Source organism: Haloimpatiens massiliensis, from assembly GCF_900184255.1.
Lineage (GTDB): Bacteria > Bacillota > Clostridia > Clostridiales > Clostridiaceae > Haloimpatiens > Haloimpatiens massiliensis.
In genome coordinates this window covers 1,034,754-1,056,957 of sequence record NZ_LT854640.1, presented here as the reverse complement: position 1 = coordinate 1,056,957, position 22,204 = coordinate 1,034,754, and the positions used below count along the sequence as shown (strand labels likewise).

20 protein-coding genes and 1 pseudogene are annotated in these 22,204 nt (G+C 29.2%); 17 read left to right on the top strand and 4 right to left on the bottom strand.

From position 1 onward, the window contains the following. Positions 1-88: 88 nt before the first annotated feature. Positions 89-457, bottom strand: coding sequence for a four helix bundle protein (locus tag C1715_RS13295; protein WP_242971955.1), 369 nt, complete (start codon positions 455-457; stop codon positions 89-91). Between the two features lie 154 nt (positions 458-611). Between C1715_RS13295 and C1715_RS13290 the strand changes: the two genes are divergently transcribed. From C1715_RS13290 to C1715_RS19495, 7 genes are all read left to right on the top strand, one after another. After that, positions 612-899, top strand: a complete 288-nt coding sequence (locus tag C1715_RS13290) for a hypothetical protein (protein WP_102400958.1) — start codon at positions 612-614, stop codon at positions 897-899. 11 nt (positions 900-910) lie between these two features. Further along, positions 911-1,303, top strand: a complete 393-nt coding sequence (fliS, locus tag C1715_RS13285; RefSeq protein ID WP_102400957.1) for a flagellar export chaperone FliS — start codon at positions 911-913, stop codon at positions 1,301-1,303. A gap of 155 nt (positions 1,304-1,458) precedes the next feature. Continuing rightward, a complete protein-coding gene (gene fliT / locus C1715_RS13280) occupies positions 1,459-1,761 on the top strand; it encodes a flagellar protein FliT (protein WP_207654980.1) in 303 nt (100 codons plus the stop codon). 13 nt (positions 1,762-1,774) lie between these two features. Continuing rightward, positions 1,775-3,340 carry a flagellar filament capping protein FliD gene (gene fliD / locus C1715_RS13275; RefSeq protein WP_102400955.1) on the top strand — a complete coding sequence of 522 codons (1,566 nt, stop codon included), beginning with the start codon at positions 1,775-1,777 and terminating at the stop codon, positions 3,338-3,340. A gap of 298 nt (positions 3,341-3,638) precedes the next feature. Beyond that, positions 3,639-4,820 carry a flagellin N-terminal helical domain-containing protein gene (locus C1715_RS13270; RefSeq protein ID WP_102400954.1) on the top strand — a complete coding sequence of 394 codons (1,182 nt, stop codon included), beginning with the start codon at positions 3,639-3,641 and terminating at the stop codon, positions 4,818-4,820. A 99-nt stretch (positions 4,821-4,919) separates the two neighbouring features. Then, positions 4,920-6,161 (top strand): flagellin lysine-N-methylase, encoded by a 1,242-nt coding sequence (gene fliB, locus C1715_RS13265; RefSeq protein WP_207654979.1) that lies wholly within the window; start codon positions 4,920-4,922, stop codon positions 6,159-6,161. A 1,166-nt stretch (positions 6,162-7,327) separates the two neighbouring features. Continuing rightward, positions 7,328-7,471 carry a hypothetical protein gene (locus C1715_RS19495; RefSeq protein ID WP_180964089.1) on the top strand — a complete coding sequence of 48 codons (144 nt, stop codon included), beginning with the start codon at positions 7,328-7,330 and terminating at the stop codon, positions 7,469-7,471. Between the two features lie 505 nt (positions 7,472-7,976). Here the strand turns inward: C1715_RS19495 and C1715_RS13260 are convergent. Further along, on the bottom strand, positions 7,977-8,195 hold the full coding sequence (locus tag C1715_RS13260; protein ID WP_102400952.1) for a hypothetical protein: 219 nt from the start codon (positions 8,193-8,195) through the stop codon (positions 7,977-7,979). Positions 8,196-8,206: 11 nt separating this feature from the next. Beyond that, positions 8,207-8,476 (bottom strand): hypothetical protein, encoded by a 270-nt coding sequence (locus C1715_RS13255; protein ID WP_102400951.1) that lies wholly within the window; start codon positions 8,474-8,476, stop codon positions 8,207-8,209. A 734-nt stretch (positions 8,477-9,210) separates the two neighbouring features. Here C1715_RS13255 and tnpA point away from each other — a divergent pair. Further along, positions 9,211-9,666, top strand: a pseudogene (tnpA, locus tag C1715_RS13250) (IS200/IS605 family transposase). Between the two features lie 125 nt (positions 9,667-9,791). On the opposite strand, the gene C1715_RS13245 reads toward tnpA, so the two are convergent. Continuing rightward, the gene (locus C1715_RS13245; RefSeq protein ID WP_102400950.1) at positions 9,792-10,112 is read right to left on the bottom strand and encodes a hypothetical protein; all 321 of its coding nucleotides are present in this window, start codon (positions 10,110-10,112) and stop codon (positions 9,792-9,794) included. 300 nt (positions 10,113-10,412) lie between these two features. On the opposite strand from C1715_RS13245, the gene C1715_RS13240 reads away from it, so the two are divergent. The 9 genes from C1715_RS13240 to C1715_RS13200 all read left to right on the top strand — a co-directional run bounded on the left by C1715_RS13240 (position 10,413) and on the right by C1715_RS13200 (position 21,952). Beyond that, positions 10,413-11,546 (top strand): Fic family protein, encoded by a 1,134-nt coding sequence (locus C1715_RS13240; protein ID WP_102400949.1) that lies wholly within the window; start codon positions 10,413-10,415, stop codon positions 11,544-11,546. A 318-nt stretch (positions 11,547-11,864) separates the two neighbouring features. Beyond that, positions 11,865-12,341: a hypothetical protein gene (locus tag C1715_RS13235; RefSeq protein WP_207654978.1), complete on the top strand. Its 477-nt coding sequence runs from the start codon at positions 11,865-11,867 to the stop codon at positions 12,339-12,341. Between the two features lie 128 nt (positions 12,342-12,469). Beyond that, the gene (locus C1715_RS13230; protein ID WP_102400947.1) at positions 12,470-13,402 is read left to right on the top strand and encodes a flagellin N-terminal helical domain-containing protein; all 933 of its coding nucleotides are present in this window, start codon (positions 12,470-12,472) and stop codon (positions 13,400-13,402) included. A 74-nt stretch (positions 13,403-13,476) separates the two neighbouring features. After that, a complete protein-coding gene (locus C1715_RS13225; RefSeq protein WP_102400946.1) occupies positions 13,477-13,653 on the top strand; it encodes a YjfB family protein in 177 nt (58 codons plus the stop codon). Between the two features lie 150 nt (positions 13,654-13,803). Continuing rightward, on the top strand, positions 13,804-14,109 hold the full coding sequence (locus tag C1715_RS13220) for a hypothetical protein (protein ID WP_102400945.1): 306 nt from the start codon (positions 13,804-13,806) through the stop codon (positions 14,107-14,109). A gap of 118 nt (positions 14,110-14,227) precedes the next feature. Further along, a complete protein-coding gene (locus tag C1715_RS13215) occupies positions 14,228-15,235 on the top strand; it encodes a Wadjet anti-phage system protein JetD domain-containing protein (RefSeq protein ID WP_102400944.1) in 1,008 nt (335 codons plus the stop codon). A 12-nt stretch (positions 15,236-15,247) separates the two neighbouring features. Next, a complete protein-coding gene (locus tag C1715_RS13210) occupies positions 15,248-16,873 on the top strand; it encodes a hypothetical protein (RefSeq protein ID WP_102400943.1) in 1,626 nt (541 codons plus the stop codon). Continuing rightward, positions 16,873-17,580 (top strand): DUF6063 family protein, encoded by a 708-nt coding sequence (locus C1715_RS13205; RefSeq protein WP_102400942.1) that lies wholly within the window; start codon positions 16,873-16,875, stop codon positions 17,578-17,580. Before C1715_RS13210 ends, C1715_RS13205 begins: the two co-directional genes overlap by 1 nt. After that, the gene (locus C1715_RS13200; protein WP_102400941.1) at positions 17,573-21,952 is read left to right on the top strand and encodes a coiled-coil domain-containing protein; all 4,380 of its coding nucleotides are present in this window, start codon (positions 17,573-17,575) and stop codon (positions 21,950-21,952) included. The genes C1715_RS13205 and C1715_RS13200 overlap by 8 nt, the downstream gene beginning before the upstream one ends. Positions 21,953-22,204 lie beyond the last annotated feature (252 nt).

The following is a 22,204-nucleotide window of genomic DNA, read 5'->3' as shown; positions in this document are numbered from 1 at the left end:
TTTATCTACGAAGGGGGCTAGGGTGTCAGGGGGCTAGAGGGCTAGGAGAGATAGAGTGCTAGGGTGTCAGAGGGCTAGGATTTTGAGGTTATAGATGGTGTTTTAGTTTTGTATTTCTGATAATTGAACTTAGTATTTTGATTATTTGAGTAATTTGATCTAGTAAATCTTTATAGGTAGCGTCATTTATAGTATTTGATGCATTGAGAAGTTCTAACCAGTATTTGGTTTCGGATGCTTCTTTAAGGGATATATATAATTTGGATATGTATTCTTTATGACTTTGAGCATTGAAACTTTCACTTACGTTGGCACCAATACTAGTGCTGCAACGTAGGATTTGGTTAGAAAGCACAAATTCCTTTTTAGAATTATTAAGGTATTTGCAAAGAGTTATTATTTCTAGAGAAAATTTAAAACATTTTTTATATATAATACTATTTTGTTCAGAAATCAATGAAACCACCTCATAATAAATACTATATTTACATTATAGACGGGAAATAAATTTTTTATACATATCAAATGTATAAAAAATTACACTAGCCCTCTAGCCCTCTAGTCCTCTAGCCCCCTAGCCCCCTAGCCCACTAAACGTGGGGGGTGTTTTTATGGAGTTTCGATTAAATAAAATAGACACAGAACTTAGACAAAGAGTGAAAGACACTACAAAGTCAGGAGTTGTGCACAGAAAAGACGAAATAAGAATAAACCATGACAAAAGTGAAGATACTCCTAAAGACAGAAGTTTTGCCTATAGACTTAAGAAATTTAAAAAAGGAGAAGGCAAGCTAGAAGTAGAAGCGTATAAATCACAAGATATTGATGTGGATGCCTACAAAGAAGAAGTAGAGTATTATAATGAAGATAGAGGAATGTTTATAGACATTAAAAAATAGGAGGAATAAGAATGTACGGTGGACATGCAAATGCATATAATGCCTACAAAAATAATAGTGTGAACTTTGCTTCAAAAGAACAACTTTTACTAATGCTGGTGGATGGAGCAGTTAAGTTTTCTAAAATAGCAAGGCAAGCTATAGTTGATAAAGATGTAAAAAAAGCTCACGAAAATATAGTTAAAACTCAAGATATATTTTATGAATTAATGGTAACCTTAGATGTAAATAAGGGTGGAGAATGGGCAAAGAATTTAGTATCAGTTTATCAGTTTATAATAGATAGTTTGGTACAAGCTAACCTTAAAAAAGATTTGCAAATAATGAATGAAGTGATACCACTTATTGAAGAAGTAAAGGATATGTGGGAGCAGGCCTATAAGGTTTCTAAAGGTGCAAAATAGTACATTTATTTTAATCACAATTGCCAATCCCAAATTTCCAAGATAAGTGAGCTAATTTAATATTTTGGAGATTAGTGATTGGATAATGGGAATTGAAAAAGGGGGTGTTTCAATTTAATACACAATTGAAAGAAAAACTCCTGTTATATAAGCAATTGACGCAAAAGTTAATAAATTGCATAGAGAAAGAGCAATTAGAAAATGTGGATGCTTATGTAGAAGAGAGGCAAAAAGTTATATCATCTATAGATAAGTTTAAATATACACAAAATGAGTTTAAAGATATATGTAAAGAAATAGATTTAGTAAAATATGAAGAAACGTTGACGAAATTAGCATGGCACAAAAAAGATCAAGCAAAACATGAGATGAACAAAATGAAAGTTAAAAACAGTGCCAATAAGAATTATAATAAAAATTCTATAGTTAATAGAAATTTCTTTAGCACAAAAATATAATGGAGGTGATTTTATGCAAATAAATGGAACGAGTAATAGCAATACAGATTATAGCAGAATTACAGGTCTAGCCACAGGAATGGATATTGATGGTATGGTCAAAAAGATGGTTGCTGGGGATAATATGAAATTAGATCAAATGAAGCAAGGGAGACAGGTAGAGGAATGGCAACAAGAGGCTTACATAGATATAATCAATGATTTAAAAGAGTTTTATAACTCATATTTAGATATATTAGCTCCAGAAGAAACTAATCTAATGTCAAATTTAGCTTATTCAGGATTGAAGGTTCAAAGTAGTGATGAAAATAAGATTAAAGCTATTGCTCTAGGTGGAGCTGCAAAAGGAAACTATGCAGTGAAGGTTTTACAAGTAGCAGAAACTGCTAGAAAACAAAGTGATGCGCTTGCAGAAGGAACAGACTTAAATACTAGTCTAAAAACTCTTGGCATTTCCAGTGGAACGATGAAGTTTCAAGTAGGTGACAAAGTAGGTGACAAAGAATTTTCTGTAAATGTAGATAATACCAAATCTATAGGTGATTTTTTAAATGATATTAGAAATACTAAACTTAGTAGTGATAGTCAAGATCCTTTAGGCAATCATATAAATATAAGCTTTAGTGAACTTACTAGAAAATTTACAATTGAAACTAAGGAGACGGGAGCTATTGAAACTTTAAGCATATCAGGAACTCCAGCTGAAAGTCTAAAAATAGATGGTAGTTTTACTGGTAAAGATGCTAAGGTATCTATTAAACCGCCAGGAGAAACTGAGTATTTTGAATCTAAAACTTTTGATAAAAATATTTTTACCATAGACAATATCCAATATGACATAGATGACGCTAATGTTAATGATGAAGTAAACATAGACGTAAAACCAGATGCCACAGATAAAATAGAAAAATTCAGAAAATTTATTGATAAATATAATTCATTAATAGATAAAATTAAAACTAAAGTAGATGAGAAAAGAGAATATAAATTCAAGCCACTTACAGAAGATCAAAAGAAGGAATTGAGTGATGACGAAATAAAAAGATGGGAAGAAAAAGCTAAAAAAGGAATACTTTCTAGAGAAGCTAGTCTTTCTAGTTTACTCACGAATTTAAGAGAAACTTTTTATAGCACCGTAGAGGGAGCTGGATTAAGTGCTCAAGAAATAGGTATAGAAACTACTAGTAAATGGAAAGACGGGGGAAAACTTAAACTAAATGAAGCGAAACTTAAAGAAGCACTAGAAACAAAAGGTGATCAAGTTCAAAAATTATTTACTCAAATTAGTGATAATGACGATGAAAAAGGAATACTTCAAAGATTTAAGGAGACCTTTAAAAGCTATATAGGTTCAGAAGGTGTTTTAATTCAAAAAGCTGGTTACAAAGATACTAGATGGGTAACAAATAATGACTTATCTAATAAAATAGAAAAAAGAAACAAGGCTATAAAGGAAATGGAAAAGAAAATTTATAGAAAGCAAGAAAAATATTATAATATGTTTGCTGTATTGGAGAGAAATATGAATAACTTGAATGCCCAAAGTAATTGGTTGTATTCACAAATGGGAATGTCTTAGGATTAAATAAAACTATAAAAAAATAAAAAAATATTAAAAAAGGTGTAAAGGTAAAGTGAGCGAATACGATAATTAAAGTAAGCAAGAGAGAAATGTTTATTATAAGATTGACTTTATATTGTAAGTAAACAGTAGTTAAAATCATTAAAGAGAATTTGAAAGCTAAGAAGAAATAAGAACATTTTTAACTGTATACTCTAAATTCTCAACTTAAAAATTGTTAGTAAGCTAAAAGCTTAACTATAAATAAAAAATAGTGCGCAGGGAAGTGCACTTTAAACTCAAGGAGGAATTTATTATGATAATTAACCACAATATGAACGCTATGAACGCTCATAGAATGATGACAGCTAACACAGTAGCATCAGGAAAATCAATGGAAAAATTAAGCTCAGGTTTAAGAATAAACAGAGCTGGAGATGACGCTGCTGGATTAGCTATTTCTGAAAAAATGAGAGCGCAAGTAAGAGGATTAGACCAAGCTTCAAGAAATGCTCAAGATGGTATTTCATTAATCCAAACAGCTGAAGGTGGATTAAATGAATCTCATTCAATTCTACAAAGAATGAGAGAACTTGCAGTTCAATCATCAAACGATACAAACGTAGCAGTAGATAGAGGAGAAATTCAAAAGGAAGTAGACCAATTAGCACAAGAACTTACAAGAATAGCTGATACTACAGAATTCAACACTCAAAATCTTTTAGGTGGAGATTTCCAAGGAAAATTCCATATAGGAGCTAACGAAGGACAAGATATTACATTAGAGATTAATGGTATGGGTGCTAATAAATTAGGTGTAGAAGGCGTAATTGGTGATAAAGTAGATGTAGCAGGTGTAACAGGAGTAGGAGTTAAGAACTTAACTGAAAATGAAGTTAAAATCACATACACTGCTTTAGGTGATAAAGATGTAAAAACAGCAGTTAAAGAGACAACAGCAAAAGCTAGTGCTGATGGAAAAACTATAACAATTACATTAGCGCAAGCTGCAGGTGATGGTACTACTGCTGGAGCAATCACTGCTACAAAAGCTGATGTGGCAAAAGCATTAGAATCAACAGGTTTAGTAAAATTAGAAATAGCAGATGGAACTGATTTAACTGCAGCTTTAGATGCAACTACTGCAGTACCAACTGATACTACAGTAACAGCTGGTACATCAAATAAGGATTTAGGTATAAATGTTTCTTCACAAAAAGTTGCATCAGCTGCTATTACAACAATAAACAAAGCAATTGAATCAGTTTCAGCTGAAAGATCAAAACTTGGTGCATACCAAAATAGATTAGAGCATACAATTGCTAACTTAAATACTTCAAGTGAAAACTTACAAGCATCAGAATCAAGAGTTAGAGACGTAGACATGGCTAAAGAAATGATGAACTTCAGCAAGAACAATATACTTGCTCAAGCAGCTCAAGCAATGCTTGCTCAAGCTAACCAACAACCTCAAGGAGTTCTTCAATTATTAAGATAATTGTTAAACTTATAAAAGAAATATTAAGGAGTCAGAGTGAAAACTCTGGCTCCTTAATTAATTTAAATTTAAAAATAATCTAAGTAAGGAGTTTTTATAATGAAAAAAAGGATATTATTAACTCCACAATATATGAAACAATTCCAATGTATAGGTACTAAGTGTGAAGATAATTGTTGTTATGGTTGGAAGGTAAGGATAGATGAAAATACGTACAAGAAATATAGAAAGGCTTCGGATTCATGTTTAAAGTCTCTATTAGATAAAAATGTAACTAGAAATCGTTCTAATCCTTCTTCTAGCGATTATGCAAAAATAAAGATGGATGAGAATGGTTGTTGTCCTTTTTTACAAGAGGATAAACTATGTAGTATACATAAGAAACTTGGAGGGGAGTATCTATCTAAGGTTTGTATGACATATCCAAGGGTTACAAATATAATTAATGGAATATATGAAAAATCAGTAATGCTTTCTTGTCCAGAAACAGCGAGATTAGTTTTGTTAAATTCTAATATCATGGAATTTGATGAAATTGAAGAGCAAGAAGAAATTCAACATAATATTCTTTATAAAATAAATACCAATAGTATCCAAAATGCTAATAACGTAAAGAGATATTTTTGGCCTCTTAGAATATTTAGTATATCTCTACTCCAAAATAGGAATTATTCACTTACAGATAGGCTAATTATTTTAGGATTATTCATGAAAAAAGTGCAGGAGTATTTGGATAGTAATAGAGTTCATGAAATACCTACACTTATAGAAGAATACAATATTAGTATTGAAAATCGGAAATTAAAAGAATTACTCAGTGATATTCCAACTAATTTAACAATTCAGATGGAACTTATGAAAGAGTTCAATGATCAGCGATTTTCTATAGTAATTTCACCAAATATTCAGTCGTATGTAAAATGTGTTGCTGAGTTCCTAAAGGGCATAAAGTATACTGACGATGCTAAAGTAGAAGATATAGGAGAAAGATACAAAGAAGGATATTTAAATTATTATGAGCCTTTTATGAGAGAACATGAATATATCTTTGAGAATCTTCTTGTAAATTATGTATTTAAAAAAATATTTCCTATAAGTTCAAAAGGGGAAGTCTTTGATGACTATATGAAGCTAGCTATACATTATTCACTTATTAAAATGCTTCTAATAGGAATGGCTACTTATAATAAAAAATTGGATGAAGCATTGATTGTAAGACTTGTTTATTCTTTTTCAAGAGCTATAGAACATAATAATATATTTTTTGATAATACATTTGAGCTATTTAAAGAAAATGGATATAATACTATGGCATATATGGCTATTTTAATAAAGAATTAATACGTAGCAAGCGCGGTCATTCCACTCCCTCGCTAGGTTACATGATATCTGTGGTTTGTGGTAGGTTTTGTCGAAGGAACATGTAAAGGTGATTTCTATTGTTAAAAAGTGATTATATAAATTGAAAAAGGATACTCAAGCAGCTTAAGCTATGTTGGCTCAAGCAAATAGTCAACCTCAGGGAGTATTACAACTTCTAAGATAAGTGAGAATCTAAATATTTGATTTAGTTATTCGAACTTACTACACCGACGAGAGGAGGCAGAGTTTCATAGGTTTACTATTCAAGGGGCCCTCAAGGAGTAATCCTTATTGTAAACCGGTTGAATTGCTGGAACTTCTTTAAGCTACTTTTCCTACAGCGTAGTTTGAAAGGACAAGCGTGATAGGTTGAAAAACAAAGTAGCTTGGATAATCAGCATCCAAGCTATTGTACCGAAAGGTTGGAGAAGGTTCAACGAGTAAGACGAACGAGCTAAGCGATTGATAATTAATAGTTAAAAATAAATAATGAATAATTAATGAAGAAATTCAGCTTGCTGAATTTTCACCAAAACTATTAATTATAAATTATTAATTGTATGTTCATGAGGTCTGTAGGGAATGAGGTTTCCCGAAGTGCCCGACAACCAAAGCAAAGTACAAATAGCAAATATTAAATATCCAATTATTTTGTTTGGTTGAAGATATAGTCTGGCAGATACTGAAAGGTATTTGATGGTCCGCAAGCTAACCAACAACCTCAAGGAGTTCTTCAATTATTAAGATAAGTGACACTCTAAATCTACGATTTAGTTAGTGGAACTTACTCATTCGAAGTAATGAGAAGGAGTTTCCTATAATTGATAGATTTATAAAAGAATTAAAAAAAGAATTATTAAGAAGTCAGGGTGAAAGCTTTGGCTTCTTTTGTCTATAAATAAAACTACCTGCTATGCAGGTGTTTAATTGTTGAAAAAAAATACCTCACTTTGATAAAATAGAAATAGTTTTGTTAGTCAATCTAAAATCAAAGGAGGTATTACTTAAAATAGATACTAATAGGTTAGCACATAATAAATGGAGATGTAAAGATCATATACATATGATTGAGTGTATTAAGATTTGCAGGGTTTTTAAAAGGGAAAAAATAGTTTAATGATATTTGAGAAATTTGCAATTTAAAATTGGAGGAAGAAGGATATGATATTTTTGCACTTAAACCACATATAAATTGTAAAATTGTTGATTTAATTATGGATTCTCAATTGGAGAATTATGATGAATTTGAACAACTAGTAAAGGATTCAATAGTTATTATCAATAGCTAATAGCTAGGTTGTCTGGTATGTGGTGGTTTTCGACGTTAGGAGAATGTTGAATAAATAAAAGTAACAGAGTGAAAGCTCTGACCCTTTTTATAAAAATTATTCTGTAAGGAAATGAAATGATTAACTCTATTTTTATTCTGTTAGCGTATGTATATGTCAACAACTTTTTAGTTCATGATTTTTTTAAAATATACACCTATGAAGTATATAATTTCATAGGTGATTTAATTCATTTATATACATTGCTGATTCATATATTTTTCATCATTTGCCCATTTTATTAAAAATACTCACTAATAAATACAAAAAAGTTTTTTTCTACGTTACACCCTTCTCTCTTTTGTAATATAGAGATGTAAAATTACAAGTATACAATAAAATACAAGTCAATATGTGTAAGAAAAAATACACCTTAACTTATGTGAGCTTTGTTTATTAATAATATTTAAAGTAATTGAGATGCTAAATATACCAAGTATTACTTCTGAAATAGCATAATTGTTTATTATTTATTTGCTAATTCTCGACATAATTCCTGGAATTTTCGAATAGTATCAGAATGATATTTTTTGTTGTTTCGTAAATCAGTTATCCAATTAGAAAACGGTTTGAATTCTATAACATTTTCAACTATTATAACATTAGCACCACTTTCAGGGTTTAACCATCTATATGATAAACCTAATTTTTCTGGAATTGATTCTACTTGATTATTATTAAACATAAAAATCCTCCTTATTTTACGTAACTATTTCTTACATTTTCAATTTTAGTCCTACCATGTGGATTATTACCTGTTCCGTCTATAACGTCAACTTGTACATCTGTCCCTAATAATGGTTTTACTCTAGTATTTAACCATTCGGATATACTAGTATTAGTAGCGGTTTTTCTAGAATAATCGTAATCCTTAAATTCTTGATTTTTATCGACTCTAATAACAACTCGTACCTCTTCTAACTCATAAATTTTTCTTTCTAATTCACTTGCAGTTATTTTAGACACTTTGCACCTCCTATTTTAAAGTATTATAATATTATTATAGTGTTAATATATATATTATTCAATGGTTATTTAAGGGTTAATCGGACAAATGTATAGAAACTTATAGCAAGCTCGGTCATTTCTTCCCTCGCTAGAGTACTGGTATCTGGTGGTTTGTGGTAGGTTTTGTCTAAGGAACATGTAAAGGTGATTTTTATTGTTAAAAAGTGATTATATAAATTTAAAAAGGATACTTAAGCAGCTCAAGCTCCTGTGCCAAAAGGTTGGAGAAGGTTCAATGACTAAGACGAACGAGTTAAGCAATTGATAATTAATAGTTAAAAATTAATAATGAATAATTAATGAAGAAATTCAGCTTGCTGAATTTTCACCAAAACTATTAATTATAAATTATTAATTAAACAAAGGCTAAAGATATAGTCTAGCAGATACTGAAAGGTATTTGATGGTCCGCAAGCTAACCAACAACCTCAAGGAGTTCTTCAATTATTAAGATAATATAAAAAAGCCGGGTTTCCCTGGCTTTTTTTATAGATATCAGATAACAAAGTTCAAATATCAAATTGGGTGGATTTTAAAAGTAAAGCTTTTAAAATTTTCATTGTCTATAAATAAAACCACCTGCTATGCAGGTGTGTTCGGAAAAGCTTAAGCGTTGAAAAAAAATACCTCACTTTGATAAAATAGAAATGGTTTCGTCAGCCAATCTAAAATCAAAGGAGGTATTGCCCAAAATGGACAATAATAGCTTAGCACATACTAAGTGGAGATGTAAATATCATATAATATTTGAACCTAAATATAGAAGGAAAGAAATATATGGAAAAAAGAAAAAAGAAATAGGAAAAATATTGAGAACGTTATGTGAATGTAAGGGAGTAGAAAAAATAGAAGCCAATGCATGTAAAGATTATATACATATGCTTGTATCAATACCACCAAAAATGAGTGTATCAGGATTTGTAGGGTTTTTAAAAGGAAAAAGTAGTTTAATGATATTTGAGAAATTTGCAAATTTAAAATATAGGTATGGAAACAGACATTTTTGATGTAGAGGTTATTATGTGGATACAGTAGGAAAAAATAAAAAGGCGATAGAAGAGTATATAAAAAATCAACAAAATGAAGATATGATCGCCGACCAAATAAGTATTAAAGAATATATGGACCCTTTTAAGGGTGGCAAGTAACAGTTAAATTGCGGCTGGCGATACTTTTACACGTGCCTTAAGGCACAATGCTGGTAAAATGCCCTTATAGGGCTTAAGAAAAACCACTAGCTTAGCTGGTGGATATTTATTATGTATGTAATTATTTAGTCATAATCATTAGAATAGCTTTCAAATTCTTCTCCAAGTTCATTAATGCATTCATTAATTTCACTTATAAGTAAATCAATATTGGAATGCAATTCTTCATTATTGCTAAGTTGTGTATTGATCAAATTTAAAAGAAAATTTTTTTTTGTAGGCTTTATTTCTTTTTCAACCTTTTTAATAGAATATTGTTGTTGTAAATGAAAAGAATCTTCTGAATAACTTTCAATATAATCATCTAAATCTACATAAATTTCTTTTTCATATATTTCATCAGAACCTTTTTTTAGATATTCAATAGTTAATTCAAATTCTTTCATAAGAGTCCCCTTTCTTCTATAAAAATTAGATATAAGCAAATAGTTTCATATAAATTGTATCATTTTAAATGTTAGTGTCAATAAAAATTCCTCAAAAAAGGGAAGATTTTTTCTTCACCTAAAAAATAGCAAGCTCGGTTATTTCTCTTCTCTCGCTAGGCTACCTGGTATCTGGTGGTTAAGAAATATTAAATAGTAAAGTTTGATTTTTGCAACAAAAAATGTTTATTTTTTGTTGTAAGTGTTATAATATATATAGTATATAACAAAAATCAACGAATTTATATTGGAGGGGATAATATGGCAAAAGCATATGAGCCTTTTAATTTACCTATAGATGATTTAATTAATATTAATGAATTTATTAAAGAATTATTAGAAGCAAACAAATTAGTAGGGATATATCAAGTGCTATTAAATAAATCTAAAATAGATCCAGAGTTATTATTAGCACCTATAACATTACAGGAAGCAATACAATCAACTAAAATAGAAGGAACTCAAGTTACTTTAGATGATATGCTTGAATATGAGGCTGATGAAAATAAAAAAACAAATGACATTCAGGAGGTATTAAATTATTCTGAAGCCTTAAGAGTTGGGGAAGATTTAATAAGAAGAATACCTATATCAGCAAGGCTAATTAAGGGAATGCATAAGATACTATTATCTGGTGATGTAAGGGGGAAAAATAGAAATTCAGGCGAATTTAGGACAATACAGAATTTTATAGGGCCAGAAGGATGTACAATTCAAACTGCTTCATATATACCACCAGAACCACAGAGAGTTCCTGAATATATGAGTAATTTAGAAAAATATATAAATGAGCCTAAGGATGACTTACATGATTTAATACGAATAGCAATTATCCATGCTCAATTTGAAACTATACACCCGTTTTTAGATGGTAATGGAAGAATAGGTAGAATACTTATACCACTATATTTATTTGATAAGGGTTTTATTGATTCTCCAAATTTCTTTATAAGTGAAAGTTTAGAAAAAGATAAATTTAAGTATTATAAGTTGTTAAATGATATAAGAATTGAAGGTTCCAATGATGATGATAAATTCAAAATGCTAGCATCACAAAGATGGAATGTATGGATAAAGTTTTTCATAACTGCTATTATAAATCAAGCAAATCAAAATATAAGATTAATTGAGAAGATAGATAAACTATATAATATAACTATAGAAGAGAGTAGAAAAATAATAAATTCAAATAAATTAATAGATATAGTTAATGTAATGTTTAAACGACCTATATTTACCAAGAAAAGAATATTAGAGATAGTTGATATTCCAAGCAGTACATTAGGAGTGTATTTGAATAAGTTAGAAGAAAAGCAAATTATTTATTCAGATGGCAAGAGTAGAAATAAAAAATATTATTTTTATAATTTAATAAATATTTTAAGGCAGCATTAGCAAACAAAAAAAGTCTTCCGCTTCGCTACATCCTTTTTGTTACGACCTCAGGGGGCACGTCCAGCTAAGCTGGACCATACTAGCTGGTGAAAGTCCAGCAAAGGTAATCGTCAAGGAGACTTTTAGCTAGCTACGGTGCCCCACCTGCATCCCAGGGGTGAAAATTTTCCCAGTGCCAAGCTATAACAAGGTAAATGAGAGAATAAAAGAAAGAGAAAAAAAGAATTAAAAATAGCATTAGAGTAAGAGCTACAGTGGGTACGATATAGACAGAATATGTTAGATACTATGAAAGAGGAACTAATACATATGATTATAATGAAAAAGTGTATATCGGATAAGTATACATATGAAAATTTTTTGAAAAATTTTAACATAGGCATTGAAGTATTTGAAAGATTTAATTCTACAGAGGAATCTAGGAGGAAAAAACTAGATACAAGCATATCAAGAATGCAAAAAAATGAACCTAATATAAAAAGAAATAGTATTAAAATTGATGATAAATTTAATGCTATTTTTCAAATTAAGAATGTTCGAGGAAAAGATAAAGTATATAAAATGGATTTTTTGCATGGAGAGGAATATCTTTATAAAGATGTAACTGCACAAACTTTTATATTTGCTACGGGCATAATTCTAAATGCGAGATTTCACAAAGAATATGATTATGCAACAATAAATGAATTTTACAAGGCTATGAGAGAAAGAAAAGATAGCAGTAAAAGTATTAATGATAGTTGTTTTAGAGAAATACTAAATGAGCTAAGTATATTAGCAGACGAAATTGGGTAAATTGGGTAACTGTTACTTACAAAAAACAGTATGAAAGGTTTAAAATATTTAATACTCATAGTTATGGGGAAGTAATTCATGGAGTGAAATACTCAAGGTAAAATTGCAATAGGAGGTGATAAGATCAAATGATAATAAATCATAATATAAATGCCATGACTGCTTATAGAAACATAATGTTCCATTCAAATATGTGTAGTAAGGCTATGATGAGGCTCTCTTCTGGACTTAGAATAAATAGCGCTGCAGATGATCCTGCAGGACTTGCTATATCAGAAAGAATGAGAGGGCAAATACGAGGGCTGGAACAGGCGGCTAGAAATACACAGGATGGCATATCCCTAATCCAAACTGCAGAGGGAGCACTAAATGAGACTCACTCAATTTTACAAAGGATGAGAGAATTGGCTGTACAAGCAGCTAATGATACCAATTCACCAGAAGATAGAAAAGCACTCCAAGAAGAGTTAAATCAATTAACTTCAGAGATAAACAGAATTGGAAACACCACTGAGTTCAATACTAGAAAGCTTTTAAATGGAGGTGAAGGAGATTTATCAAATATAATCCTCCAAACTGGTGCTAATAAAGGACAAGAGTGTTCGGTAGGAATAAAGGATATGAGATCTGAAGCTTTAAAAATAAGTGGAGATACTGCAGATGGAATTGTAACTTCTAAGGATGGAACTGTTACTGCAAAGTATACTAAAATTAAAAATGTAACTAATGATACTAGTAGTAATTCACAATATGCATTGGATATTTCTAATCAAGAAAATGCATCTTCTGCTATTAAAATATTAGATGATGCCATAAATGATGTATCTTCACAAAGAGCTAGTTTGGGAGCATCTGAAAATATGTTAGAACATAGAATAAGTTATTTAGAAAATACTTCTGAAAATCTTACTGCAGCAGAATCTAGAATAAGAGATGCCGATATGGCTAAAGAAATTATGAATTTATCAAGACATAGTATTCTTCAGCAGGTAGCACAGGCTATGCTTGCTCAAGCTAATCAGCAGCCAAATTATATAATAGAACTTTTAAAATCTCTTTAATTAAGTGATATGCTAAAGATTCTAAGGTTTTTTATTTTTGCTACGATATATAGATTAATACAAGGAGGGGTAATATGGATATAGCAGGTTTATCAATGACAATGAGGCAAAGTAAGCTTATGGAGCAAGCTAGTTTGTCTGTTATGAAATTAGCTTTAAATACGGGAAAAGAAAATGCAGCGGAAATGACAAAAATGTTAGAGCAATCAGCTGACCCTAATTTAGGAAGAAATTTAGATGTGAGAATCTAAAGGTGATTAAAGAGACACTAGTAGCTAGCATGAAAGTTACTAGTGTCTTTTGGTATAGGTATTTATACTAAACTGGAATGAATTTCTAGTTGATGTAATATAAATCTAATGATAATATATATGTATAAATAAATTATGGTGGTGAATTTAATGGATAAAGATATATTGAGTGCAATTAGTAATTTGCTAGATGAAAAATTAAATCCAATAAAAGAAGATATATCTAGTTTAAAGGAAGATGTAAAATTTATAAAAATTCAGCAAAAGGAACATGGAAGAATTTTAAGAATACTTGAAGATAAGGCAATAACTAATAAGGCAGAACATGATAATATGTGTAATGAAATTTCTCATCTTTCAGCAAAAGTTGAAAATATGAGAAAAGACTTGGCAACAGTAGAAATAGTAACAGCTAGAAATATGGAGAATATAGCAAATCTTAAGGTTATAAAATAAAATATGAAAGCATAAAAAAACACCAAGTAGATACTAGGACTTTGGTGTTTTTTTTACGATTACAAAGAGTTATGATAAAATATTAATAAAGAAATGAAGCAATAATTAGAGGTGGAATATGAAAGATATAGATAGTTATAGTAAGAAAATTATAGAATTGGATAAAATTGATGAAATATATAAAACAGAATCCTATGAAGAATTATGCAAGGTTGTAGCTGATTTAATAAAAGAGGAAAGACTTTTGCCGGTAAAGAATAGTGGTGGAAATGGTAAAAAGCCAACGCTATATAAAAAATATAGGATATTAGAGAAAAATAAAGATAATAGTGAGATCCTTGATGAAATAAATTATAAACTATCAACTAAATTCAGTATTGAATATTACAAAAATCATTTAGAAAAGTATAAGGAGCATAGAGAATATATTTTTAAATTAGATGATTTTATAACTAATAAGCAGTGGTTATTAAGTAAAACCATTTCTATGAATGAAAGAGCCTTTCAAATATGGGGAAGGGAGAAATTTTTGCAAAAGGAAGGGGGAAAAACTATTTTAAAAAATTTAGGAATTGATTTAAAAGAACTAAATTATTATGATACTTCTGAACCTTTGGCATACTATTCAAAATATAAAGAAACGCCACAAAAGGTTTTAATTATAGAAAATAAAGATACCTATTATACAATGAGGAGACATTTAATTAGTGGCGGAGATAATATTTTTGGAGAAAATATTGGAACTTTAATATATGGCGGAGGTAAAAATATTAATAAAGCTTTTAATGATTATAAAATATCAGTTGAAGATTATGTTTCAGATAGTAGAAATAAAATATTATATTTTGGTGATTTAGATTATGAAGGAATTATTATATATGAAGGTTTATATAAGCTGTTTAGTAAAGAGTATAATATGATTCCATTTATAAGTGGATATAAAAGGATGATTGATAAGGCTAAAATTGAATCAATATGTTTACCAAAGACTAAAGAGGGTCAGAATAAAAATATTAGCGAGATATTTTTAAAGGAATTTGATGAGGAGTACAGAACTAAAATAGAAGAAATATTAAAAAATGATATATATATACCACAGGAGATAGTTAGTATTATAGATTTATAGTTGGAGGAGAAAATGGATTTAAGCTTTTTAGATGTACAGCATATAAGAATGAAGAAAATTGGTGCCTATGCTTTGCTTTTTAGAAATAGTATAGCTAAGGGCACTTGGAAAAAGTATGGTTTTAATGAAGGCTATGAACAGGATAATTTAATATTTTCAATATTGCTTTACATAATGGAACAATCTTTAAAGGAAGAAATGTGTACTATTGACCATATAGCAGCCTTTATTGATGAGGTTAACAATCTTCATTTAAAAAAGGGTATAACCTATGAGGAGTGCAAGAATTTAGGGGAGTTTATAGTGAATGCTATTTTATGTGATGAAGGTAATGCAATGTATTTTAAGGCCTACAACTTTAAGGAAGGGCAATATACGGATATTAATATAAGCTTTATTAAAAACAAAATGGAATATATTGATGGTGTAAGAAGGGTGTCATATTCATTAACAGATGATGGATACTCACTGCTGTTATCTACCTTAGAAATTGAGGAAAATTTAAAAATTACTATTCATGAAATTGTATTTAAAATGCATTTAGAAAAAGCATCTTATGATAAGGCAGTGGATGATATTAAAAATATATTTAATATGCTTAGAATAAGAGTTCAAAGCATGGAGAATGCCATAAGGAAGATAAGAGAAAACCCTCTTTCCTATTCAGCAGAAGACTATAAGTCTATGATGGAAGGAAATTTAGAAATTTTAAATAATACTAAAAAACAGTTTCTTATTCATAGAGAGATGGTAAATGAAAAGATTAATGAGTTCATTGAACATGATATACATATTAAAGAGTTAAATAAAGAGGAAGAAGAAAATCTTAATAATTTAAAAATAATAGAGAAGTATTTAAGCAGGACTATAGATGAGGATCAAAAGGTGCTGAAAAAGCATTTTGATTTGAAGGATGTTTATGGAAGGGAACTTGAGAATATCTCCAAAATGTCTTTGATTGAAAGGTTTAATTTTAAGTCAGAGGTTTATGATAAAATACTAGAGAGTCCAGAGAAACTAGAAGATATTGATATATTTTTTAGCCCACTATTTAAAATGAAGCCTCACAAATTTTATAACATAAATAAAGCATTAGAATATCAAAAGATTATTAGAAAAAATCAAGTTGAAGAGGATGAGGAATTTGCCATTGATGAGGATGAAGTAATTGAAGCTGAAAATAAGAAAAAGCTAGAAAGACTAGACAAGTATAAAGGGGTAATAGAATTACTTTTGGAGCTAGCCTCTGAAAGAAATAAAATTTCTTTAGGGGAAATTAATTCACTGATAAGAGAAAGTAACATATTAATGAAAACTTTAATTCCAACAGTGGAAATATTTAGAGAAGTTATTATTGAAATGCTTAAAAATAGAATTATAGATATAGCTGACATAAGAGAGGAAAGAAAAAACTCTGTTGAGTCTGGTGAAATAGAATTTCAACTTAATAAGAGTATTTTAGAAATTATTGATGGAAATAAAAGTTTTAAAAACATATGGAAAATAAAAGTTCAAAAGATATTGGATAGTGAGGACGTTAAATTAGAGGGATTAATGAATGAAAATGGAGATATAAAAAACTTCATATGCTCGGATATTTCTATTGAGATTACAAAGTCAGGAGGCTTGAGATTATAATGGCATATACTACTGAAGAAATTAAACTTAGCAATAAAATATTTTACTATTTATTAAAGCATGGTGAGCTGAAAGAAGATGTAGAAGAACTTTACAAGAATTATTCTGAAAATGAGAATGTAACGGAGCTTGTTAAAGAGCAGGGGGAGGCGTCAGAATGCTATGTTAAAAAGTATGGTGGAATAGTATATCTGATACCTAAGGAAGACAATGACTTTATAGGATATTCAAAAGGGGAGCTTAAAAAAGTATTATGTAAATCTGGAGCAAATGATAAGGATTATTATTTATCTCAATTTGTCATATTAACTCTTTTAGTTGAGTTTTATAGTTCTCAAAGTATTTCTAGCAAGTCCAGGGAGTATATTAAAGTTGGTGAATTTTTGAATATTATCACTGATAGATTAAAGGATGGTATTGATAGAGAAGCAGATAATGTTGAAAGTGGAATTGCCTTTGAAAATATACTTGAAAGATTTGAAGCTTTAAAAAGTAGTGATAGTAAAAGTACCTCCAAGACAACAAAGGAAGGTTTTATAAATACAATTTTAGATTTCTTGGATAGTCAGGGTTTAATATATTATATTAAGGGCGACGATATGATTAAAACCACTAAAAAACTGGACAGTTTTATGGACTGGAATTTGTTAAATAAGAATAATTATAATAGGGTATTAAAAGCTTTAGGAGAAGAGATAAATGAGTAAAATACATAAAATTAGATTTGTTAATTTAAATTATAATTACAATACTATGAAAATAGATGATGAGAAATTTTATTTAAATGGCGAAAATACTATGCTTAACTTGAGAAACGGTGGAGGTAAATCTGTACTTGTTCAAATGGTTATGGCTCCTTTTGTTAATAGAAGATACAGAAATACAAAGAATAGAGCTTTTGAAAGTTATTTTACATCAGGAACTCCTACGTACATATTGGTTGAATGGAAACTGGATGATGGAGCAGGTTATTTATTGACAGGTATGATGGTTAGAAAAAAGCAGGCAGCTTCCGATGAAAATTCAAAAGAAAAGCTGGACATTATAAACTTTATTTATGAATACAGAGATAAAAATAAATATGATATTGATAACATTCCTATAATTGAGGAGAAAGATGATAGGAGGGTAGTAAAGAGCTATGCTAATTCCAAAAATCTATTTGAGAATTTGAAAAAGAATAGAGAGCTTAAGTTTAATTGTTATGATATGAATAACTCTGTAACTACTAAAAATTATTTTAGTAAATTAGAGGAATATAAAATTAATTATAGGGAATGGGAAACTATAATTAAGCAGATAAACTTAAAGGAGTCAGGGTTATCAGAACTTTTTACTAAGGCTAAGGATAGCAAGGGTTTAGTTAAAGAATGGTTTTTACCAGCAGTAGAAAATAAGCTAAAAATTGATGAGGACAGGATTGATAATTACAGAAAATTATTAGATAGATACATTAAGCAGTATAGGCAAAATAAAGCAAACATTGATAAAAAGGCAAAGCTTGAACTATTTAATGAGTTATCTAAGGGTATACATATGTGTTGTGATGAATTTATTGGTACAGCTGAAAAAAAGGAAGAGATAAAAAATTATATTGGGAATGTAATGGAATTTTTAAAGGAAAAGCTTAAAGACAAAGAAAGGGAAGAACTGGAATTAGAAGAATTAGCTAAAAGTCTTAATGACAAAATAGAAGAGCTTAGATATGAAGAAGAATCAATAAAAATATATAAAAGGCAGGAGGAAATTTATACTTTAGAAGCTCAGAGTAAAACCCAGCAGGAGCTTCTTAATGAAAGTGAAGGTAGAAAAAATAGTTTGATAAGAAAAGGGAATATATTAGAGTGTGCTAAGATATACAGGTTGTATCAAAATACTTCAAAAGAGTTACAGCAGTATGAAACTGAACTGCGTATATTGAATAAAAAGAATGAAGATAGTGCACCGTATATTAATAATCTTGGTTTTACTATAAGAGGAATTCTACAAAAGCAACTAGATACTGTAAAGATAGAGAAATCAGATAAGGTACAATTGAAGAAGGATTTAGTAAAGGAAAAAGAGGATATCAATGATAAACTTAATGCTACTAGAAAAGAAAATTATGGTTTAACGGAGAAGAAAGGTAGCTTGTCAGCGGAGATTCTATCCTTTGATAAATTAGAATATAGCTTTAACAGTAATTATAGTTTAAATCTATTTAGAAATATTGAGGGGTATTTTGATGACCAGAAAGTGCTTGTTATTGATAAAGAAATTAATGATGAAATTTTTACCTTAAATAAGGAAAGAAAAAGTATTGTAGAAAAAATATTATCTGATGAAGAAAAATTAAAAAGTAAACAAAGTGAAAGAAAAAGAAATTTAGAAAATATCTATGATGTTAAAAATAAATTGGCTAATAAAACTTTAGACCTTGAAAAGGCTGAAGAAGAAATAAAGAAACGAAAGGATATAATTAAGTTTGTTTATTTAGAAGAAGATAAGGTTTTTGATGGTGAAAGCATAGTCAACGCTTTTGATAGAAAAATAGACTTCTTAAAGGAAGATGAAACAAAGTTAAAAAGGCAATTTGAGAGTATAGTAAGTGAAATTGAAAAGCTTAAAACTGGAAAAGTTCTAGAGCTTCCTAAGGATGTTGAAGAAAAGCTTAGACAGAAGGATATTAGTATAACTTATGGAATGGAGTGGTTGAAGAAAAATGGGTATTCGCTAGATAAGAATAAAAAGCTTGTAGAGGCTAATCCATTTATTCCGTATTCTTTAGTAATGGATGATAAAGAATTGGAAAGCCTAGAAAAAGAATGCTTAGATATTTTTACATCTTTCCCCATATCGATTCTTAACAGAAAGGACCTTGAGAAGGGAATTGACAATATCAATGCAGGTATTGTGAATTTAAAGGGAGTTAGCTTTTTTATTTCCTTTAATAATAAGCTGCTAAATAAAAGTGAACTATTAATATTGATAGGGGCTAAAGAAAAAGAGGCAGAAGCTGTACAGTCTAAGATAAGTGAAAAGAAAGAGAATATTGCTTTCTATGAGGAAAAAAGAAATCTAGTTAAGTATTCAGAATTAACCCTTGAAGGTTATGAGAAATTAAAAAGACAAATAAAACTATTAGAGGAAGAAGAGCAAAAATTAAGAGAAATTGAAATTGATTTAGAAAAGAATATCTTAAGCCTTGAGGATGAAATAAAGAATAATAAAGAAAAGGGAAAGCTTTTAGAGAAAAATATTGAAAGCAACAATGCTAAGGCAAAAGCTTTTAAAGGGCTTATAGAAGCTTATGAACAATATAAAAAGGATAAAATTTCTTTAGAAAGAGTTCAGGAAAGACAAAAGATAATACAGAATGAAATAGATAAAGGAGAAAACAGAAAAAATCAGATAGAAAATGAAATAAATGAGTGCAGCATCTCAATTAATCATTATAATAATAAAGAAGAAAAAGCTTTGAGGGAGCTTTCTAACTTTAATATTTATAGATCTGGAACTGAAATTGAAAAAGATATAGAAGATTTATTATCTGAATACTATGCTTTAACTAAAGACATTACAAGTACAGAAAAAGAATTGCGAGATAAAATAAAGGTTCTTTCTGAGAAGTTTAATGAGGTTGAAAGAGAACTTAATTTAAAAGCTGATAAATATAAAGTAAGTGAAAGTGATTATATTAATGAAACTTATGATATTCATAAAGAGTTTGAAATAAAAGACGAATTGGATAAAGAAAGTAATAGCTATAGCAGTTTACTTAAGGAATATAATAAGCTCAATAGTGGTATTAATATTGCAAAAAGTAAGTTAGATGATTTATATAGCTTTTTAAAAAATAAATTTGATAGAGAAGATGCTAAAAATAAGAGTTTATTAGTAGAAAAGGATTTTAAGCTGGAAATTGAAAAGCTTAAATTAATGATTCATGAAAGTAACAATAAAAAAGTTCAGGTTAATAAGTTAAAAGCTAAAATAGAAAATAATATAACTAGCTTGAATGAATTTAATGACTTAAATGTTATAGAAAAAGTGGTTGTAGACATAGACTTAAATCAATTAGATAGTTTCATAGGAAGGCTTAAAAGAGATTTTAATAATATTAAAGATGAAGAAATTAATAAGGAAAAAAATCTAACTAATTTAGTTGTTGATATTGAAATAAAAGATGAATTTAAACATGAAAGCTTATTTAAAGAGCCAATTCAAACACTTAAAGCCTTAAAAAGCAAGCCTAAAGAGTTTAAGAAACAATTGAATTTAATTACTAATTCTTATGAACTGATTATGGAAAAGCTATTGGCAGATATTGAGCTTATTGAAAAAGAAGAGGGCAAAATACTAGAGAGCATATTAGAGTATATAGAAGATGTTCATGAAAATATTGAAAAGATAGATGAGAATTCATCTATTACCATTGGAACCAAAAGGCTAAAGATGCTAAGTATAAAGGTTTCTGATTGGAATGAAAATAAAGAGCTTTATAAGATCAGATTAAAGGAATATATCGAGCAGGTAAGAGGGCAAAGCATAAAGGCTTTAGAGCAGAACGAAGATATAGAGGATATTATTAGTAATAATATCAATATAAATAAGCTTTATGATGAAGTTGTTGGGATTGGATCAGTAAATATTAGGTTGTACAAAATTGAAGAAGATAGGCAAAGGCAGATTACTTGGGATGAAGTTTCAAAGAACTCAGGAGGAGAAGGATTTTTATCAGCCTTTGTAATACTATCAAGTTTGTTATCTTATATGAGGAAGGATGAAAGTGATATATTCAGCAGAAAAGAAAGTGGTAAGGTGCTTATAATGGATAACCCTTTTGCTCAAACAAGTTCAGCTCATCTTTTAAAACCATTAATTGATATTGCTAAAAAGAGTAATACTCAGCTTATATGTTTAACAGGGCTTGGTGGAGATTCTATATACAATAGATTTGATAATATTTATGTGTTAAATCTTATACCATCTAAGCTTAAAAGTGGTGTTAAGTATTTAAGAAGTGAACATACAAAGGGAGAGGAAGAAGTCATTGTAGCATCAAGATTTAAAATAGAAGAACAAATTAAATTGTTTTAGATAAGTTACCTGATATCTGGTGGTTGTTGGTTAATCCTTGGTATGAAATTCCACTAAAATTGAGTAATTGTGTTTTCATTGGGATTTTGGATGGTTTGTTCTTTAAGAGCATGTTCAACTAAATTTTTAATAACACCAGGGTGTTTTGGTGATAGTTTTTTATTCTTCCCAAGTTTTTTGCTGGGCTTGAAAGTAAAAAGTTACTAGTGTTTTTTAGGTAGATGTTACTTAAAAAGGGGGATGATAGATTTT

What these genes read in the sequence shown, in the direction of transcription:
- C1715_RS13290 (WP_102400958.1), top strand. Translation starts at nt 612, where the DNA reads ATGGAGTTTCGATTAAATAAAATAGACACAGAACTTAGACAAAGAGTG.
- fliS (WP_102400957.1), top strand. Translation starts at nt 911, where the DNA reads ATGTACGGTGGACATGCAAATGCATATAATGCCTACAAAAATAATAGT.
- fliD (WP_102400955.1), top strand. Translation starts at nt 1,775, where the DNA reads ATGCAAATAAATGGAACGAGTAATAGCAATACAGATTATAGCAGAATT.
- C1715_RS13270 (WP_102400954.1), top strand. Translation starts at nt 3,639, where the DNA reads ATGATAATTAACCACAATATGAACGCTATGAACGCTCATAGAATGATG.
- fliB (WP_207654979.1), top strand. Translation starts at nt 4,920, where the DNA reads ATGAAAAAAAGGATATTATTAACTCCACAATATATGAAACAATTCCAA.
- C1715_RS13260 (WP_102400952.1), bottom strand. Translation starts at nt 8,195, where the DNA reads ATGTTTAATAATAATCAAGTAGAATCAATTCCAGAAAAATTAGGTTTA.
- C1715_RS13245 (WP_102400950.1), bottom strand. Translation starts at nt 10,112, where the DNA reads ATGAAAGAATTTGAATTAACTATTGAATATCTAAAAAAAGGTTCTGAT.
- C1715_RS13240 (WP_102400949.1), top strand. Translation starts at nt 10,413, where the DNA reads ATGGCAAAAGCATATGAGCCTTTTAATTTACCTATAGATGATTTAATT.
- C1715_RS13235 (WP_207654978.1), top strand. Translation starts at nt 11,865, where the DNA reads ATGAAAAAGTGTATATCGGATAAGTATACATATGAAAATTTTTTGAAA.
- C1715_RS13230 (WP_102400947.1), top strand. Translation starts at nt 12,470, where the DNA reads ATGATAATAAATCATAATATAAATGCCATGACTGCTTATAGAAACATA.
- C1715_RS13225 (WP_102400946.1), top strand. Translation starts at nt 13,477, where the DNA reads ATGGATATAGCAGGTTTATCAATGACAATGAGGCAAAGTAAGCTTATG.
- C1715_RS13220 (WP_102400945.1), top strand. Translation starts at nt 13,804, where the DNA reads ATGGATAAAGATATATTGAGTGCAATTAGTAATTTGCTAGATGAAAAA.
- C1715_RS13215 (WP_102400944.1), top strand. Translation starts at nt 14,228, where the DNA reads ATGAAAGATATAGATAGTTATAGTAAGAAAATTATAGAATTGGATAAA.
- C1715_RS13210 (WP_102400943.1), top strand. Translation starts at nt 15,248, where the DNA reads ATGGATTTAAGCTTTTTAGATGTACAGCATATAAGAATGAAGAAAATT.
- C1715_RS13205 (WP_102400942.1), top strand. Translation starts at nt 16,873, where the DNA reads ATGGCATATACTACTGAAGAAATTAAACTTAGCAATAAAATATTTTAC.
- C1715_RS13200 (WP_102400941.1), top strand. Translation starts at nt 17,573, where the DNA reads ATGAGTAAAATACATAAAATTAGATTTGTTAATTTAAATTATAATTAC.